We start from the raw sequence: 16812 nt of genomic DNA, 5'->3' as shown, positions 1-16812 counted from the left end.
GCCGCCGCTCCAGTGTGCCGCCAGTCTGCCGTAGGATTTCATGCCCGACGCACTCCCGCTCCTGATCGCCATCGCCTTGCCCTTCGTCGGCGCGGTCGCCGCCGGACTGCTGCCCACCCATGCGCGCAACGCCGCGGCGTGGCTGGCCGGCGGGGTGGCGCTGCTCGGGCTGGCGATGGTGTGGGCGGCCTACCCGACGGTTTCGGCGGGTGGCGTGCTCCGCTTCACTGCCGGATGGATGCCGTCGCTGGGGCTCGACTTCTCCCTGAGGATGGACGGCTTCGCCTGGCTTTTCGCCGGGTTGGTGTTCGGGGTCGGCGCGCTGGTGGTGGTTTACGCCCGCTATTACATGGCGGCCGAGGATCCGGTGCCGCGCTTCTTCGCCTTCCTGCTCGCCTTCATGGGGTCGATGACGGGGGTGGTGCTGTCGGGAAACCTGATCCAGCTCGCCTTCTTCTGGGAACTGACCAGCCTCTTCTCCTTCCTGCTGATCGGCTACTGGCACCACACCGCCGCTGCGCGCGACGGTGCCCGCATGGCGCTGACGGTCACGGCGACCGGCGGCCTCTGCCTGTTCGCCGGCGTGCTGATCCTCGGCCACATCGTCGGCAGCTATGAACTCGACGCGGTGCTGGCGGCCGGCGACCTCATCCGCGCCCATCCGCTCTACCTGCCGGCGCTGGTGCTGATCCTGCTCGGCGCGCTGACCAAGAGCGCGCAGTTCCCCTTCCATTTCTGGCTGCCGCACGCCATGGCGGCGCCGACCCCGGTGTCGGCCTACCTGCATTCGGCGACGCTGGTGAAGGCGGGCGTCTTCCTGATGGCGCGGCTGTGGCCGGTGCTGGCGGGGACCGAGGCGTGGTTCTGGATCGTCGGGTCGGCCGGTCTCGCCACCCTGCTGCTCGGCGCCTATGTCGCCATCTTCCAGCATGACCTGAAGGGGCTGCTGGCCTATTCGACGATCAGCCATCTCGGCCTGATCACCCTGCTGCTCGGCCTGAACAGCGAACTGGCGATGGTGGCGGCGATCTTCCACGTCATCAACCACGCCACCTTCAAGGCCTCGCTGTTCATGGCCGCCGGCATCATCGACCACGAGACGGGGACGCGCGACATCCGGCGGCTGTCGGGGCTGAACCGCTTCATGCCCTTCACCGCCCGTCTTGCCCTGATTGCCGCCGGCGCGATGGCGGGCGTGCCGCTGCTGAACGGCTTCCTGTCGAAGGAGATGTTCTTCGCCGAGGCGCTCTCCGCCAAGGACCCGCTTCCGGTTTTCTTCGACATTCTGCCGGTCGCCGCGATGGTGGCCAGCGCCTTCAGCGTCGCCTATTCGCTGCGCTTCATCCACGGCACCTTCTTCGGGCCGGATCCGGTCGACCTGCCGCACAAGCCGCACGAGCCGCCGGCCTGGATGCGTTTCCCGGTCGAGGTGCTGGTGCTGGCCTGCATCGTCATCGGCATCCTGCCGGCCGCCACCGTCGGCCCCTATCTCGACATGGCCGCCCGCGCCGCCCTGGGTGCGGCGACGCCGGAATACAGCCTCGCGGTATGGCACGGCTTCAACCTGCCGCTGGTGATGAGCATGGCCGCCTTCGCCGCCGGGCTGATCCTCTACCGGCTGCTGCAAAGCCACCTCGCCAAGGGCATCGAGGGGCCGCCGCTGATCCGCAGCCTGGAAGGGCGGCGCATGTTCGAACGGACGATGGTCTTCCTGTCCTGGCGGCTGGCCCGCACCGCCGAAGGCGTGCTCGGCACCCGCCGCCTGCAGCCGCAGCTGCGGCTGGTGGTGGCCGCCGCGGTGCTGGCCGCCGGCTGGACCGTTTGGACCCGCGGGGTGGGGCCGGGCAATCTGGTGCCGTCCGGGATCGACCCGGTGCTGGCGCTGATCTGGCTGCTGGGGGCCGCCTGCGCCCTGGGTGCCGCCTGGCAGGCGAAGTTCCACCGGCTGGCGGCCCTGATCCTGCTCGGCGGCACCGGGCTGGTCGTCTGCGTCACCTTCGTCTGGTTCTCCGCCCCCGACCTCGCTTTGACCCAGCTTCTGGTCGAGGTGGTCACCACCATCCTGCTGCTGCTCGGCCTGCGCTGGCTGCCCAAGCGGATGGGCGGCGCCGGCGGCCGCGGGTCGGAGGCGGTCACGCTGACCCGGCGCCTGCGCGACCTTGGCATCGCGGTCGCCGCCGGGGCCGGCATGGCCGGGCTGGCCTTCGGGGTGATGACGCGCTTTCCGCCGGAGCTGTTGGCCCGCCATTTCCTGGAGCTGGCCTACAGCGAGGGCGGCGGCACCAACGTCGTCAATGTCATCCTGGTCGATTTCCGCGGCTTCGACACCATGGGCGAGATCGCCGTGCTGGGGGTGGTGGCGATGACCGCCTATGCCTTGCTGCGCCGCTTCCGCCCGGCGTCGGACAGCGTCGACGTTCCCGAGCAGCAGCGTGACCAGAGCGCCTTCGACGCCTCGCGGCCCGACCGCAAGGACGGCGACACCGTGGCCGACTGGCTGTTCATCCCGTCGCTGATCGCCCGTCTGCTGTTCCCGGTGATCCTGTTGGTGGCGCTGTTCCTGCTGCTGCGCGGCCATGATCTGCCGGGCGGCGGTTTCGCCGCGGGCCTGACCGTCGCCATCGCCATGATCCTGCAATACATGTTCGGCGGCACCCAGTGGGTCGAGGCGCGGCTGCGCGTTCTGCCGATGCGCTGGATGGGCATCGGCCTGCTGCTGGCCGCCGGCACCGGGCTCGGCGCCTGGATGTTCGACCGGCCGTTCCTGACCAGCTATTTCGCCTATTCGCAGATTCCGGTGCTGGGGAAGGTTCCGGTGGCGAGCGCCCTGCTGTTCGACATCGGCGTCTTCGCCCTGGTGGTGGGAGCCACCATCCTGATCCTGATCGCGTTGGCCCGCCAATCGCTGCGCGGCCACCGCGCCGCCGCCCCCCGTCCGCCGGAGGTTCCGGCGGTGCCCGAACCGGTTGCGACCCCCCTGGGACAGACTGCCGTGGGAGACGACTGATGGAACTGATCCTTTCGCTCGGCATCGGCGTGCTGACCGGCTCCGGCGTGTGGCTGTTGCTGCGGCCCCGCACCTTCCAGGTGATCGTCGGCCTGTCGCTGCTCTCCTATGCCGTCAACCTGTTCATCTTCTCCACCGGCGGCCTGCGCACGGGTGCTGCGCCGATCCTTGAGGGCGGCCGGGCCGGCAATCTTGCCATGCATGCCGACCCTGTGCCGCAGGCGCTGGTGCTGACCGCCATCGTCATCGGCTTCGCCACCACCGCCCTGTTCCTCGTCGTGCTGCTCGCCGCCCGCGGCCTGACCGGCACCGACCATGTCGACGGAAAGGAGAGCGGCCGGTGAGCGGCTGGATGGACCATCTGACGATTGCCCCCATCGTCGTGCCCCTGCTGGCGGGGGCGGTGATGATGCTGATCGACGAGCGGCAGCGCACGCTGAAGGCCGCGATCGGCATGGCGTCGGCGCTGATGCTGCTGGGGCTGGCGATTCTGGCGCTGAGCGTCGCCGATACGGGTGCCGCCGGGATCCGGGTCTACCGGCTCGGCAACTGGCCGGCGAATTTCGGCATCGTGCTGGTGCTGGATCGCTTCGCCGCCCTGATGCTGGTGCTGACCGGGATCCTGGGCGTAGCCGCCCTGACCTTCTCGCTGCCGCGCTGGCAGAAGGCGGGGGCGCATTTCCACCCGCTGTTCCAGTTCCAGTTGATGGGGCTGAACGGCGCCTTCCTGACCGGCGATCTGTTCAACCTGTTCGTCTTCTTCGAGATCATGCTGGCGGCCTCCTACGGTCTCGCTTTGCATGGCTCCGGGCTGGCGCGGGTGCGGGCGGGGCTGCATTACGTCGCGATCAACCTGTCGGCGTCGCTGCTGTTCCTGATCGGCGTCAGCATGATCTACGGCGTTTCCGGCACCCTCAACATGGCCGATCTCGCCGGCCGCGTTGCCAGCTTGGCTGCCGAGGATCGCGGGCTGCTGGAGGCCGGCGCGGCGATCCTGGGGCTCGCCTTCCTGATCAAGGCGGGGATGTGGCCGCTGGGCTTCTGGCTGCCCAACACCTATTCCACCCTGGGCTCGGCGTCGGCCGCCATCGTCTCGATCCTCAGCAAGGTCGGCATCTATGCCGTGCTGCGGCTGTGGCTGCTGGTGTTCGGCGAGGGGGCGGGGGCGTCGAGCGGCTTCGGCGGCACGGTCCTGCTGATCGGCGGCTTGCTGACCATTGGCTTCGGCTGCATCGCCGTACTGGCGACGCAGAACATGGCGCGGCTTGCCGGCGCCACCGTGCTGGTGTCGTCCGGTACCCTGCTGGCGGCCATCGGCGCCGGCCAGATGGCGGTCACCGGCGGGGTTCTGTTCTATCTGACCAGCTCCGTGATGGCGGTCGCCGGCTTCTTCCTGCTGGTCGAGCTGGTGGAGCGCGGCCGGGGGGTCGGCGCCGACGTGCTGGCGGTGACCCGCGAGGCCTTCGGCGAAGGCGACGACGAGGATGCCGACGACGGCGGGGGTGGCGGCGGGGCCGGCGTCCCCATTCCGGCGACGATGGCGATCCTCGGCATCGGCTTCATGTCCAGCGCGCTCCTGCTGGCCGGCCTGCCGCCGCTGTCCGGATTCCTCGCCAAGTTCGCCATCCTGTCGCCGCTGCTGGCCGCCGGGCCGGAGGTTCCCGTCACCACCTGGATCCTGCTGGCGGCGCTGGTGCTGTCGGGGCTGGCGACGGTGGTGGCGATGACGCGGGTGGGCATCGACGCCTTCTGGGCCTCGCCGGCCGCCGAGGTGCCGCGGGTGCGGGTGGCCGAGATCGCGCCCGTCCTGCTGCTGCTCGCCCTCAATCTGGCGCTGACCATCCAGGCCGGACCGGCCATGCGCTACATGGAGGACACCGCGCGCGCGCTCCATGCGCCGCAGGACTATAACGGTGCCGTGCTGTCCGGCATCCCGATGGCGGGCCCGACGGCCGGAGGTGCCCGATGAGACGGCTGATGAGGCGGTTGCTGCCCTATCCCATGATGACGGCGACGCTGCTGGGGGTTTGGCTGCTGCTGAACGAGAGCGTCGCCCCCGGCACCATCATCCTGGGCGGCGTTCTGTCGCTGGGGACGGCCGCGACGCTGGGCGTGCTCGACCTGCCGGGCGGACGCTTCCGCCGTCCGCAGGCCGCGCTGTCGCTGCTGGGTGTGGTGCTGGTGGATATCCTCCGCTCCAACTGGGCGGTCGCGAAGATCATCCTGCGGCCGGGCGGCGGCGGACGGGTGTCGGGCTTCCTGCGCATCCCGCTCGATCTGCGGGCGCCCTACGGGCTGGCGACGCTCGCCTGCATCGTCACCGCCACTCCCGGCACGGTGTGGGTCGCCTATGACCGGCGGCGGAACACCATCCTTCTGCACATCCTCGATCTGGTGGACGAGCAGGAGTGGATCGACACCATCAAGGGCCGCTACGAGACACGGTTGATGGAGCTGTTCGAATGATCCTGACCCTGCTGATGGGAACGATCTTCCTCACCCAGATCATGCTGGTGGTCGCCATGGCCTTCGCGACCTTCCGGGTGCTGCGGGGGCCGCGGGCACAGGACCGGGTGCTGGGGCTGGATACCCTCTACGTCACGGCGACGATGCTGCTGCTGACCTTCGGCATCCGCAACGGCAGCATCCTCTATTTCGAGGCGGCTCTGATCATCGCCCTGCTCGGCTTCGTGTCGACGGCGGCGCTGGCGAAGTTCCTGATGCGCGGCGAGGTCATCGAATGAACAACCATCTGGCCGATCTCCCCGCCTGGGCCGCCATTCCCGCCGCCCTGCTGCTGCTGGCCGGTGCGGTGCTGACCCTGATCGGCACGGTCGGGCTGCTGCGGTTCGGCAGCTTCTACCAGCGGGTACACGCGCCGACGCTGGGCTCGACCCTGGGCATCGGCTGCATCCTGCTGGCCTCGATGCTGGTCTTCTCGGTTCTCGAATCCAGGGCGATTCTGCACGAGGTGCTGATCACCGCGCTGATGGTGGTCACCACCCCGATCACCCTGATGCTGCTGGCCCGCGCCGCCCTCTACCGCGACCGCAGCGAGGGAAGCGACGAGGTGCCGCCGCCGCCCTCCGGCCAGGACGCGCGCACTTCCGGCTCTGACCCTCAGTCCCGGCCGGGCTTGGGTGGCGGGCAGGATGTGTGATGCGGTATGACAGGGATCGCCCATCACGGCGATGCGGTTTGACGCCCAACGTTGCCTGGATCGTCTGAACCGCAGCCGTTCAGCGCAGCGAGCACCGCATCGGCGGTTTGCCGGCTGTGGGCGGCCAGGAGGCCGCCGGCCGTCGCCGCGTCATGCTGCCGGAATGCGGCCATGAAGCCGTCATGTTCGCTCAGCGAGTGCCGCCAGCGTTCCTCATCGTAATTGGCCAGCGACCGCGCCCTAAGAATCTTGGAGGCGAAGCCGGCATAGGTGGCGTCCAGGGACGGGTTGCGCGCCATCGCGACGATCCGGGCGTGGATCTGCCGGTTGGTCAGGAAATAGGCCGGCCGGTCGCCGGCATCGAACTGGGCGTGAAGCTGGGCGTGGAGCCGGTCGAGTTCGGCGAACTCCTCCGGCGTGCCCCGCCGGCAGGCAAGGTCGCCCGCCAACGCCTCCAGCGCCTCCATCACTTCGAAGATGGCGGCGATCTCCTTGGGGTCGATCGGCGTCACCACGGCGCCGCGGTGCGGGCGCAGTTCCACCAGCCCTTCCGCCGCCAGGACGCGCAGCGCTTCCCGCAAAGGGGTGCGCGAGACCCCCAGCTGTTCGCACAGCTGGACCTCCGGCACGCGGCTGCCCGGCCGCAATTCGCCGGACAGGATCATCGCGCGCAGCTCCGCGACGGCACCATGGTGCAGCGTTTCACGGCGGATCGGCCCGGCGGGGAACTTGGCGGTCTTCACAATGTCCATGGTCGATCCGGCGATGTCCATAATGCTGAATGATTGTGCAGCTATGCGCAAACGATGCCATGCGCTTAAAAACAAGGCAAGAGAGACGCGGTGTGCACTTGGTTTCAAAAAACTTATATAGCATTGATATTAAATAATAAATCTAAAATCGTCATATTGTATACAATCTGGCACGCGGTTTGCGACAGAGGGAATATCGCAATCGCATCAGGGAACCCTGCCCATGTCGCTTCGATCCTTCACGCTTGGCGCCGTCACCGGCGCGGTCCTCGCTCTGTCCGCGGCCGCCGCGACCGCCCAGGCCGCCGACATGGAGGCGGTGAAGCTGGGCTTCGCCAAATGCGCCCACTGCCTGCCGATGGCGCTGACGCCCGATCTGGCGAAGGGCGTGAAGATCGAGGCCATCAACTTCAATTCCGGCAACGACGTGCTGACGGCCCTGGTGTCCAAGAGCATCGACGTGGCGCAGGTCACCTACCTCCATTACATCACCGCCCTCGACAAGGGCTTCGACGTGGTGGCGATCTCCGGCCAGGTGAATGGCGGGTCGGAAATCCTGACCGCCAAGGGCATCGAGCTGAAGCCGGACGACTGGGCCGGGCTGAAGGCGCTGATCGCCGACCGCAAGGCAAAGGGCGAGCCGCTGCGCGTCGCCGCCTCGCGCGGGAATGCGCAGGACATCCACATGCGCGGCGCCTTCCTGAAGAACGGGATCGACGCCAACAAGGACGTGCAGTTCGTCAACATCCCGAACCCGTCCGACCATGCCGCCGCCCTCCAGCGCGGCGAGGTCGACGTGATCTGCACGGTGGAGCCCTTCGCCTCGCAGATCCGCAGCAGCGGAGCCGGCCGGCACTTCACGCTTCCCTACGATCAGGCCGCCGGCAACCTGACCAACCTGATCGTCACCCGCTCCGACGTGATCAAGGAGCATCCCAAGGCGGTCGAGGCCACCGTCGCGTCCGTCGTGGCGCTGGTCGACAAGCTGAAGGCCGACCGGGGCGCCTGGGTCGACACCATCAACAAATACACCGGCATGGACAAGACGGTCGCCGCCGAGGCGCTGAAGAACGCCGCGCCCGACTATGCCATGCACAAGGACAGCACGCTCGCCATCGCCGCGATGATGCGCGACCTGAAATACATCAGCCACGACGTCTCCGCCGCGGCCGAGAAGAACCTCGATTACAGCTTCCTGGAAACCGTCACGGCCAAGCCGAAGACCGAGTTGGGCTTCTGATCGGCTGCCGGCTCTATCCGGCCAGATGTTTCATGGGACAGGAGTCCGGTTCATGACGGCGATAGGAAAAATCTGGGAGCGGTTCGCCTGGGAAAGGGCGGTCGTTCCCCTCGTCATCCTCGTGGCCTGGGAGGCCGTGTCGCGGTCCGGCCTTCTGCCCGCGGCGCTGCTGCCGCCGCCGACGGTGGTCCTGCATGCGTGGGGCGACTGGGTGTTCGGCTTCGACGAGACCAGCCAGGCCAACAGCGGGCGCTGGTTTGCCGATGCGCTGTCCAGCGCCATGCGGGTCGCCGCCGGCTATGCCATCGCGGCGGCCAGCGGCATCCTTCTGGGCATCGCCATCGGCTGGTGGCGCTGGGTCGAGCGGACGGTGGAGCCGACGATCCAGATGCTGCGCCCGGTTCCGCCGGTGTCTTGGATTCCGGTGGCGATCATCTGGTTCGGCATCGCCAACAAGCCGGCCATCTTCCTGGTCTTCCTCGGCGCCTTCTTCCCCATCCTGATGAACACCATCCATGGGGTGAAGACGGCCGACCGCAACCTGATCCGCGCCGCCGCGATGATGGGCGCCACCGAACAGCAGCTTCTGCGCCATGTGGTGTTCCCGGCGGCCCTGCCCAGCATCTTCGCCGGCCTGCGCATCGGCATCGGCGCCGCCTGGATGCTGACCGTCACCGCCGAGATGGTCGCGGTCAAGAGCGGCCTCGGGTACGTGCTGTGGGACAGCTATTACTTCCTGCGCTACGACCTCGTGCTCGCCGCCATGGCCAGCATCGGCCTGCTCGGCTATGCGACCGACGGCCTGATCAAGCTCCTGATGTCCGTGGCGCTGCACTGGCAGCACGGATCCACCCTGCAAAGCCGGGAGGGCTGACGCCATGGCCTCCATCGAGCTGAAGAACATCACCAAGATCTTCCGCGACGCCAAGCGCAAGCGCGACCTGCTGGCCATCGACGATGTCAGCCTGTCGGTGGAACCCAACCAGTTTCTGTGCCTGCTGGGTTCGTCGGGCTGCGGCAAGTCCACGCTGCTGAACATGATCGCCGGCTTCGAGAAGCCGACCGGCGGCAGCGTGACGGTCGGCGGCAAGCCGGTGGACGGGCCGGGCGCCGACCGCGGCATGGTCTTCCAGCAGGCCAACCTGATGCCCTGGCTGCCGGTGTGGGAGAATGTCGCCTTCCATCTGCGGCTGAAGGGCTGGCGCAAGGCCGACCGCCGGGCCGCAGCGCAGGAATACATCGACATGGTCGGGCTCCAGGGTTTCGAGAACCACTATCCGGCGGAGTTGTCGGGCGGCATGAGTCAGCGCGTCGGCATCGCTCGTGCCCTGCTGCTGAACCCGCAGGTCATCCTGATGGACGAGCCCTTCGCGGCGCTGGATGCCCAGACCAAGATGGACATGCAGGAGGAACTGGTCGCCATCTGGCAGAAGCAGCACTGCACCATCGTCTTCGTCACCCACAGCGTCGACGAGGCGCTGGTGCTGGGCACGCAGGTCGCTGTTCTGACCAGCCGGCCGGGCCGGGTGCGCGAGCTGATCGACCTCGACCTGCCGCGCCCGCGCGACATCACCAGCCAGCAGTTCAACGACCACAAGCGCCACATCCTGAACCTGATCCGCGAGGAAGGGATGCAGCAGCGCAAGGAGGCGAAGCCGGGCTCCATGGCGGTGAGCCGACAGGGTGCTGCGGCATGAACCCCGCTCCCCTCGATCTGCTGCTGACCGGCGTCACCGCCATCACCGGCGATCCGGCGCTGGGCATCATCGAAGATGCCGCCATCGGCATCCGCGACGGCCGGATCGCCCATCTGGCCCCGGTCGCCGCCGGGCTGCCGGCGGCGGAGCGCACGCTGCACCGTCCCGGCCGGCTGGTGACGCCGGGCTTCGTCAACGCCCATCTGCATGCGGTGCTGGTGATGGTCCGCGGCGTCGCCGCCGATCTCGGCTTCGCCCCGTCCTACACCCCCGGCGTTCCCAAGGGCACCGACGCCACGCCGGAGGAGGCGCGGGCGCTCGCACGGCTGGGCGTGGCGGAGGCGCTGCTGTCCGGCTCCACTCTGGTCTGCGACCATTTCGTCCATGCCGAGGCGACGCTGGAGGCCGTGGCCGAGCTGGGGCTGAGGGTCCATGCCGGCTGGCGGGTGCATGACGTGGATTTCGCCCGCGTGCCGCAGGGGGAATGGCGTTTCGATGCCGGGATCGGCGAGGATCTGCTGCGCCGGACGCTCGACCTGCACGACCGCTGGCACGGGGCGCTGGATGGGCGCATCGCGGTGCAGATGGCCGCCCATGCGCCGGACACCTGCTCCCCCGGCTTCCTGCGGACCCTCGCCGCCGAGGCGTCGGCCCGCGGGATGCGCGTCAACACCCATCTGGCGCAGAGCCGGGTGGAGGTGGAACGCGTCCGCGCCTCCACCGGCCTCTCTCCCGCGGCCCTGCTGGAAGAGACCGGGATGCTGAACGACCGGCTTCTCGCCACCCATTGCCTCTATGTCGATGACGACGACATCGCGCGGCTGGCCCGCGCCGGCGCCCATGCGGTGCATGTGCCCAAATGCAACGCCGCCTCCGGCAGGCTGGCGCCGACCCCGGCCCTGAAGGCGGCAGGGGTCAATCTGGCGCTGTGCACCGACACCCAGCATGGCGACATGGTGGAGACGATGCGCTGGGCGCTCGCCACCGGCCGCGTTGGCCAGGGCGGCGTCACCGCCGACTGGCAGCCGGCCGATGTCTTCCGCATGGCGACGCTGGGCGGGGCCCAGGCCGTCGGCATGGCCGACCGGATCGGCACGCTCACCGTCGGCAAATGCGCCGATCTGGTGGTGTTCGACAGCCGCCGTCCGCATCTGCGCCCGCAGACCAACCCGCTCGGCACGCTGGTCCACACCGGCCAGGGCCGCGACGTGGAGATGGTGATGGTCGACGGCGAAGTTCTGGTCGAGGACGGCCGTCTGCTGCGCGCCGATCTGGAGCGGATCTGCATCGAGGCCGACGAGGCCGCCCGCGCGCTGTGGGCGCGCGCTTAAATCCCTGAAAACAAGAAACGCCTGAAGCGATAAGGACCGAACATGACCACGCCTGATCTGACCAAGCGCGTCCTTCTGGGGATGCTGACCCCGTCCTCCAACACGGTTCTCGAGCCGGTGACCTCCGCCATGCTGAGCGGGTTGCCGGAGGTGTCGGCCCATTTCGGCCGCTTCACCGTCAAAGAGATCTCGCTGCGCGCCGCGGCACTCGACCAATTCACCGATGCACCTTTCCTCGACGCCGCCCGGCTGCTGGCCGACGCCAAGCTGAACGTGATCGGCTGGAACGGCACCTCGGCCGGCTGGCTCGGCTTCGATGCCGACGAGCGGCTGTGCAGCACCATCGCGGCGGAGACCGGCATTCCGGCCTGCACCTCAATGCTGGCGCTGAACGAGATTCTGGAGACGACGGGACGCAAGCGCTTCGCCATCGTCAGCCCCTATCTCGACGAGATCCAGGAGCGGATGGTCGCCAACTACAACGCCGCCGGCTTCGAGGTGGTGGCGGAGCGCCATCTGAACGACCGCGGCAACTTCTCCTTCTCCGAGATCACCGAGGAGCGGATCGAGCGCATGTGCGCCGAGGTGGCGGAAGCCAAGCCCGACGCGATCGCCATCATCTGCACCAACATGCGCGGCGCCCCGGTGGCGGAGCGGGTTGAGAAGGCGCTGGGCATTCCCGTCTACGACACCGTGTCCACCGTGGTGTGGAAGGCGCTGCGCATGACCGGCGTCGACACCCGCCGGGTCGAGGGCTGGGGCAGCCTGTTCCGGGAATTGCACGGCTGACCGCTGACGGTTGAGGGCTGAAACGGGGGAGGGGAGCATGGAGTTCGATCTGGTCATCCGCAACGGCACGGTCGCCACCGCGTCGGATGTGTTCAAGGCCGATGTCGGCGTGCGCGGCGGGACCATCGCCGCGCTCGGCGCCGGCCTCGCCCCCGGAGCCGAGGAGATCGACGCCGCAGGGCTGCTGGTCCTGCCGGGCGGCGTCGACGGGCATGTCCATTTCGACCAGCCGACCGGCGACGGATCGGTGATGGCCGACGACTTCCTGACCGGCACCCGCTCCGCCGCCTTCGGCGGCACCACCACGGTTCTGCCCTTCGCCTGCCAGGAAAAAGGACGGTCGCTGCGCGAGGCGGTGGACGATTATCATCGGCGGGCCGCCGGCAAGCCTGTGATCGACTATGCCTTCCACCTGATCGTCACCGATCCGACCGAGCAGGTGCTGGGCCAGGAACTGCCGGCACTGATCCGCGAGGGCTACACGTCCTTCAAGATCTACATGACCTACGATGCGCTGAAGCTGAACGACCGCCAGATTCTGGAGGTTCTCGACATCGCCCGCAGCGAGGGCGCCATGGTGATGATGCATGCGGAGAATGCCGACTGCATCGCCTGGCTGACCGAGAAGCTGGAGCGCGCCGGCCAGACGGCGCCCTTCTTCCACGGCGTCTCCCGCCCGCGCGTCGCGGAGCGCGAGGCCACCCACCGGGCCATCTCGCTCGCCGAGCTGGTGGATGTGCCGATCCTGATCGTCCATGTCTCCGGCGCCGACGCGGTGGAGCAGATCCGCTGGGCGCAGGGACGCGGCCTGCGGATCTATGCCGAGACCTGTCCGCAATATCTGTTCCTGACCGCCGACGATCTGGGTGGGGAGGGTTTCGAGGGCGCGAAGTGCATCTGTTCCCCGCCGCCGCGCGATGCCGCCAATCAGGCCGTCATCTGGGATGGGCTGACCGGCGGGACCTTTCAGGTCTTTTCGTCGGACCATGCGCCGTTCCATTTCGACGGTCCGGGCGGCAAGAGGGTCCACGGCGAACAGGCGCCTTTCCGCTGTGTGCCCAACGGCATTCCGGGGGTGGAGACGCGCCTTCCGCTGCTGTTCTCCGCCGGCGTGATGACCGGGCGGATGGAACTGACCAAATTCGTGGAACTGACCGCCACCAACCCCGCCCGCATGTACGGGCTGCATCCACGCAAGGGCACCATCGCGGTGGGGGCCGACGCCGACATCGTCCTGTGGGATCCGAACCGCCGGGTCACCGTTACCAACGCCATGCTGCACCACAATGTCGACTACACCCCCTATGAGGGGATGGAGGTCATGGGCTGGCCGGTGGCGACGATCTCGCGCGGAGCGGTGGTGTGCCGTGACGGCGCGCTGCTGGCTGAGCCCGGCCGTGGCCGGTTCCTGCCCTGCGGCCTGCCGGCGCCCGCCCGTCCCAAGAGCGCCCCGGCGCCGGTCCTGCCGTTCTGACGGTCCCGGCGGTCGGTGCTCTTACACCGCCCGCCGTGCCCTGGGCGAGGCGCAGGCGGCGGCCACCACCTCGCCGGTGCGGCCGACATGGTGCATGAACAGGCGCTGGGCGGTCTCGCCGTCGCGGGCCTCCATCGCCGCCAGGATCTCGCGGTGCTCGAGCACCGATTCCTTCCAGCGGCCCTGGGCGCCCAGCGCAAAATAGCGCGCCCGCGCCAGCCGGCCGAGCAGCCGGTCATGCGCGTCCACCAGCGCCGGATTCTTGGCGCCCGACACGATCATCCGGTGGATCTTCTGGTTGATGGAGAAATACTCCTCCAGCGCGCCGGCTCCCTGCAAAGCCTCGATCCTGTCCTGGAAGCCGCGCAGGCGGCGCAGGTCGGCGGCGGTCATCCGTTCGGCGGCGAGCTTCGCCGCGAAGCTTTCGATGCAGCCTTCTGCCTCGAACAGGTGGATCAGCTCGTCGGCATCGAGCGGGGCGACGATGGCGTTGCGGTTGGGGCGCAGCATCACCAACCCGTCGGCCGCCAGCAGCTTCAGCGCCTCGCGCAGCGGGGTGCGGGAGATGCCGAGCTTTTCGCTCAGCTCCGGCTCGATCAGCCGGGCCGAGGGTGGTAGTTCGCCGTAGATGATCATGGAGCGCAGGCGCTCCACCGCCATTTCCGCCAGAGGCGGCGGCGGCACCGTCCGGCGCCGCCGGGGGGCGGCTTCGGGGGTGTCGCCGGAAACGTCGCCGGGAACGGTGTTGTCCATGCTCATCCGGCCAGTCCTCGCCCGCCAGTGGCGAGCAGCGTTTCGATGAAGGCGGCGAAGCGCAGCACCCGCCGGTCCAGCCCGCGCGGGGCGACGACCTGCAACCCGACCGGCAGAGCGGCACGGCCGGTGCCGCAGGGCAGGCTGAGGGCGGGGACCTTGGCGTGGTTGAACAGCGGGGTGAAGACGGCATGCGCGCGTGGCGGTACCGCCTGTCCGCCGATGGTCTCCGGACCCAGCCGGTCGAGCGGCCATGCGACGCAGGGCGTGGTCGGGCCGAGCAGCAGGTCGTTGTCGGTGAAGAAGCCGGCAAGCGCGCGTGCGACCTCCACACCCAGCAACTGCGCCGCCGCGACCTCCGGTCCCGTCAGGGTCAGTCCACGCTCGATCTGCGCGGCGATGTCGGGATCGAACCGGGCCGGATCGCGGCGGAAGGCGTCGCCGTAGAGGGTGGCCAGCCCGGCATGCTGCAAGGGCATCAGCGCCGTTTCCGTCACCCCGGTCGGCCAGGGCGGATCGCGTCGGACGACGCGGACTCCCGCCCGTTCCAGCAGTTCCACCGCGTGTTCGACCGCCTGCCGCACATCCTCGTCGATTGGCGCATCCAGGCCGAGGCGGGGGCTGTAGGCGACGGTCAGGCTTTCGGGCGGTCGGGTGTCTGCCGGGGCGATGGCGATGGATTCGGGATCGCGCGGATCGGGCCCGCACAGCGCCTCGAACATCAGTGCCGCGTCGGCGACATCGGCGGCGATGGGGGCCATCACGGCAATGCCGGTGAAGGGCTCGGCGAAACCCGGTCCATAGGGAATGGCGCCGAAGGACGGCTTGAACCCGACCGCGCCGACATGGGCGGGCGGGCGGCGGCTCGACCCGCCGGCATCGGTGCCGAGCGCCAGCGGCACCAGCCCCGCCGCCACCGCCACGGCCGGCCCGCCGCTCGACCCGCCGGGGGTCAGGCTTGGGTCCTGCGGGTGATGTGTCGGTCCGAACAGTGGGTTGATGGTGACGCCCTTGCAGGCGAATTCGGAGCTGTTGGTCATGCCGACGATGACGGCGCCGGCAGCGCGCAGCCGCTCCACCGCGATGGCGTCGGCCGGAGCGCGGAAGTCCGCGAACAGGCGCGATCCCTGGGTCACGCGCCGGCCGGCGACCCAGATGGTGTCCTTGACCGCGACCGGCACCCCGGCCAGCGGCAGCGTTTCCCCAGCGGCCAGCCTGCGGTCGACCGCATCCGACTCTGCCAGCGCTTCGGCCTCGTCGACGAAGACGAAGGCGTTCAGCGCCGGATTGCCGGCGGCGATGCGGGCCAGCGCCGCTTCCGTTTCGGCACGGGCGCTGCTGCGGCCCATGCGCACGGCTTCGGCAATGGCGGCGGCGCGTGGGGCGGCGGCGCGCGGGGGAGTGGTCATCGCTTGTCCTTCAGAAGGCTGAGGCCGGCCAGCGCCGCCAGCAGGCCGACGGCGACATAGCCGGTGGCGAGGTCGCTGACCGCGGCGGCGGCGACCAGCAGGATCGGTCCGGCGATCAGTCCGGCGAAGCCGCCGACCATCACCGCCCCTGTCGCCTCGCCGATGCGGCCGGCGGGGGCCAGCCGCGCGACCTCGGCCACGAACACGCCGTTCCAGCCGCTGGCGGTCAATCCGAACAGGAAGGTCGCCAGGGTCAGCACCGGGAAGGGCAGGGCGGCGCCGGCCCATCCCACCAGGATCGATGCCGCGGCCATGCCCAGCCCCAGCAGGCCGACCAGCCGGCGCGGCGCCATCCAGCGCGACGCCACCACGCCCCAGCCGAGCCGTCCCACCAGCCCGCCCGCCTGCCCGGCGGCCAGCGCCACCCCGGCCGACACATGCTCCAGCCCCAGTTCCGTCACGGCGAAGACCACGAAAAAACCGTTCAGCGTCAATTGGCTGGCGGAATAGGGCATGGCTGCCAGCGCCATCCGCCGCAGCGCCGGGTCGCCGCGCAGCAACTGCACCGCCGTGCCCAATCCGAAACCTGCGGCGGCATTGCGGGTCAATGGATCGTAGACGGGCCGCAGCCGCTCGAAGACCGGAATGCAGGCCAGCGCCAGCATGGCGATGACCGCGTAGCCGGCGCGGGGATCCAAGGCGACGGCCAGAAGCGGCAGAGCCAGCGATCCGGCGATGGCGCCGATCTGGTTGCCCGTCTGGCGGACGGAGAACACCATCGGCCGGTCTGCTTCCCGGACCAGCCGGCCGAGGATCGCAGCACTGGCCGGCGTCTCGGGTCCGCAGGCAAGGCCGATGGCGACACCGGCGGCCAGCAGCCCCGCGGCGCTCCCGCCCGTCATCGCGCACAGCATGGCGGCGGCGACCGCCACCGCACAGAGGCTGGCGATCCGGAACGGCCCGAGACGTCCGGCCAGCACGCCGCCATAGAGCGACGCCGCCATCCCGACCGCGAAGCCGGTGGTGGTGAACAGGCCCAGCCCCGCCGGGTCGATCCCCAATCGGGGCGCCAGCACCCCCGGCGCGAACAGGGCCAGCGCGACCAGCGCCTGCAAACCGGTCATGCCGACCAGTGCCGGCAGCAGCGGGGGGAGCAGCGGCGCTGGCGTTGCCGTCGCCGTCTCGGCTACCATTTCGGCG

Annotated in this window: 16 protein-coding genes; 12 read left to right on the top strand and 4 right to left on the bottom strand. The window is 69.3% G+C overall.

What is annotated here, in order from left to right:
• Positions 1–40 precede the first annotated feature (40 nt).
• From VH569_RS08730 to mnhG, 6 genes are read left to right on the top strand one after another with little or no spacing between them, the layout of a single operon-like run.
• Entirely contained in the window at positions 41–3007 is a 2967-nt protein-coding gene (locus tag VH569_RS08730; protein WP_423314994.1) for a monovalent cation/H+ antiporter subunit A, read from the top strand.
• Complete coding sequence (locus tag VH569_RS08725; RefSeq protein WP_377806781.1) at positions 3007–3351, top strand: Na+/H+ antiporter subunit C; 345 nt, start codon at positions 3007–3009, stop codon at positions 3349–3351. Before VH569_RS08730 ends, VH569_RS08725 begins: the two co-directional genes overlap by 1 nt.
• Positions 3348–4976: a monovalent cation/H+ antiporter subunit D gene (locus tag VH569_RS08720; protein WP_423314992.1), complete on the top strand. Its 1629-nt coding sequence runs from the start codon at positions 3348–3350 to the stop codon at positions 4974–4976. Before VH569_RS08725 ends, VH569_RS08720 begins: the two co-directional genes overlap by 4 nt.
• The gene (locus VH569_RS08715) at positions 4973–5473 is read left to right on the top strand and encodes a Na+/H+ antiporter subunit E (protein ID WP_423314991.1); all 501 of its coding nucleotides are present in this window, start codon (positions 4973–4975) and stop codon (positions 5471–5473) included. Before VH569_RS08720 ends, VH569_RS08715 begins: the two co-directional genes overlap by 4 nt.
• Entirely contained in the window at positions 5470–5751 is a 282-nt protein-coding gene (locus tag VH569_RS08710; RefSeq protein ID WP_174469222.1) for a K+/H+ antiporter subunit F, read from the top strand. The genes VH569_RS08715 and VH569_RS08710 overlap by 4 nt, the downstream gene beginning before the upstream one ends.
• Positions 5748–6167, top strand: coding sequence for a monovalent cation/H(+) antiporter subunit G (gene mnhG / locus VH569_RS08705; protein WP_423314990.1), 420 nt, complete (start codon positions 5748–5750; stop codon positions 6165–6167). The genes VH569_RS08710 and mnhG overlap by 4 nt, the downstream gene beginning before the upstream one ends.
• A gap of 23 nt (positions 6168–6190) precedes the next feature.
• On the opposite strand, the gene VH569_RS08700 is transcribed toward mnhG, so the two are convergent.
• A complete protein-coding gene (locus tag VH569_RS08700) occupies positions 6191–6919 on the bottom strand; it encodes a GntR family transcriptional regulator (RefSeq protein ID WP_423314989.1) in 729 nt (242 codons plus the stop codon).
• Between the two features lie 223 nt (positions 6920–7142).
• On the opposite strand from VH569_RS08700, the gene VH569_RS08695 reads away from it, so the two are divergent.
• From VH569_RS08695 to hydA, 6 genes are read left to right on the top strand one after another with little or no spacing between them, the layout of a single operon-like run.
• Positions 7143–8159 (top strand): ABC transporter substrate-binding protein, encoded by a 1017-nt coding sequence (locus VH569_RS08695; RefSeq protein WP_423314988.1) that lies wholly within the window; start codon positions 7143–7145, stop codon positions 8157–8159.
• Between the two features lie 52 nt (positions 8160–8211).
• Positions 8212–9033: an ABC transporter permease gene (locus tag VH569_RS08690; protein WP_423314987.1), complete on the top strand. Its 822-nt coding sequence runs from the start codon at positions 8212–8214 to the stop codon at positions 9031–9033.
• A 4-nt stretch (positions 9034–9037) separates the two neighbouring features.
• Positions 9038–9856, top strand: coding sequence for an ABC transporter ATP-binding protein (locus tag VH569_RS08685; protein WP_423314986.1), 819 nt, complete (start codon positions 9038–9040; stop codon positions 9854–9856).
• Positions 9853–11187, top strand: a complete 1335-nt coding sequence (locus VH569_RS08680; protein ID WP_423314985.1) for an amidohydrolase family protein — start codon at positions 9853–9855, stop codon at positions 11185–11187. The genes VH569_RS08685 and VH569_RS08680 overlap by 4 nt, the downstream gene beginning before the upstream one ends.
• Before the next feature lie 42 nt (positions 11188–11229).
• The gene (locus VH569_RS08675) at positions 11230–11976 is read left to right on the top strand and encodes a maleate cis-trans isomerase family protein (RefSeq protein ID WP_247879520.1); all 747 of its coding nucleotides are present in this window, start codon (positions 11230–11232) and stop codon (positions 11974–11976) included.
• A 37-nt stretch (positions 11977–12013) separates the two neighbouring features.
• Positions 12014–13450, top strand: a complete 1437-nt coding sequence (gene hydA, locus VH569_RS08670; RefSeq protein ID WP_423314984.1) for a dihydropyrimidinase — start codon at positions 12014–12016, stop codon at positions 13448–13450.
• A 21-nt stretch (positions 13451–13471) separates the two neighbouring features.
• On the opposite strand, the gene VH569_RS08665 is transcribed toward hydA, so the two are convergent.
• The 3 genes from VH569_RS08665 to VH569_RS08655 are packed head-to-tail and all read right to left on the bottom strand — an operon-like array spanning position 13472 to position 16805.
• A complete protein-coding gene (locus VH569_RS08665; RefSeq protein ID WP_423314983.1) occupies positions 13472–14209 on the bottom strand; it encodes a GntR family transcriptional regulator in 738 nt (245 codons plus the stop codon).
• A complete protein-coding gene (locus tag VH569_RS08660; protein WP_423314982.1) occupies positions 14206–15612 on the bottom strand; it encodes an amidase in 1407 nt (468 codons plus the stop codon). The genes VH569_RS08665 and VH569_RS08660 overlap by 4 nt, the downstream gene beginning before the upstream one ends.
• Positions 15609–16805, bottom strand: coding sequence for an MFS transporter (locus tag VH569_RS08655; RefSeq protein WP_423314981.1), 1197 nt, complete (start codon positions 16803–16805; stop codon positions 15609–15611). Before VH569_RS08655 ends, VH569_RS08660 begins: the two co-directional genes overlap by 4 nt.
• Between the last annotated feature and the right edge of the window lie 7 nt (positions 16806–16812).

The sequence above is a fragment of the Azospirillum sp. 11R-A genome, from assembly GCF_049472615.1.
Classification (GTDB): domain Bacteria; phylum Pseudomonadota; class Alphaproteobacteria; order Azospirillales; family Azospirillaceae; genus Azospirillum; species Azospirillum palustre.
Note: the sequence above shows the minus strand (reverse complement) of the source record. Positions and strands in the feature narration are given on the sequence as shown.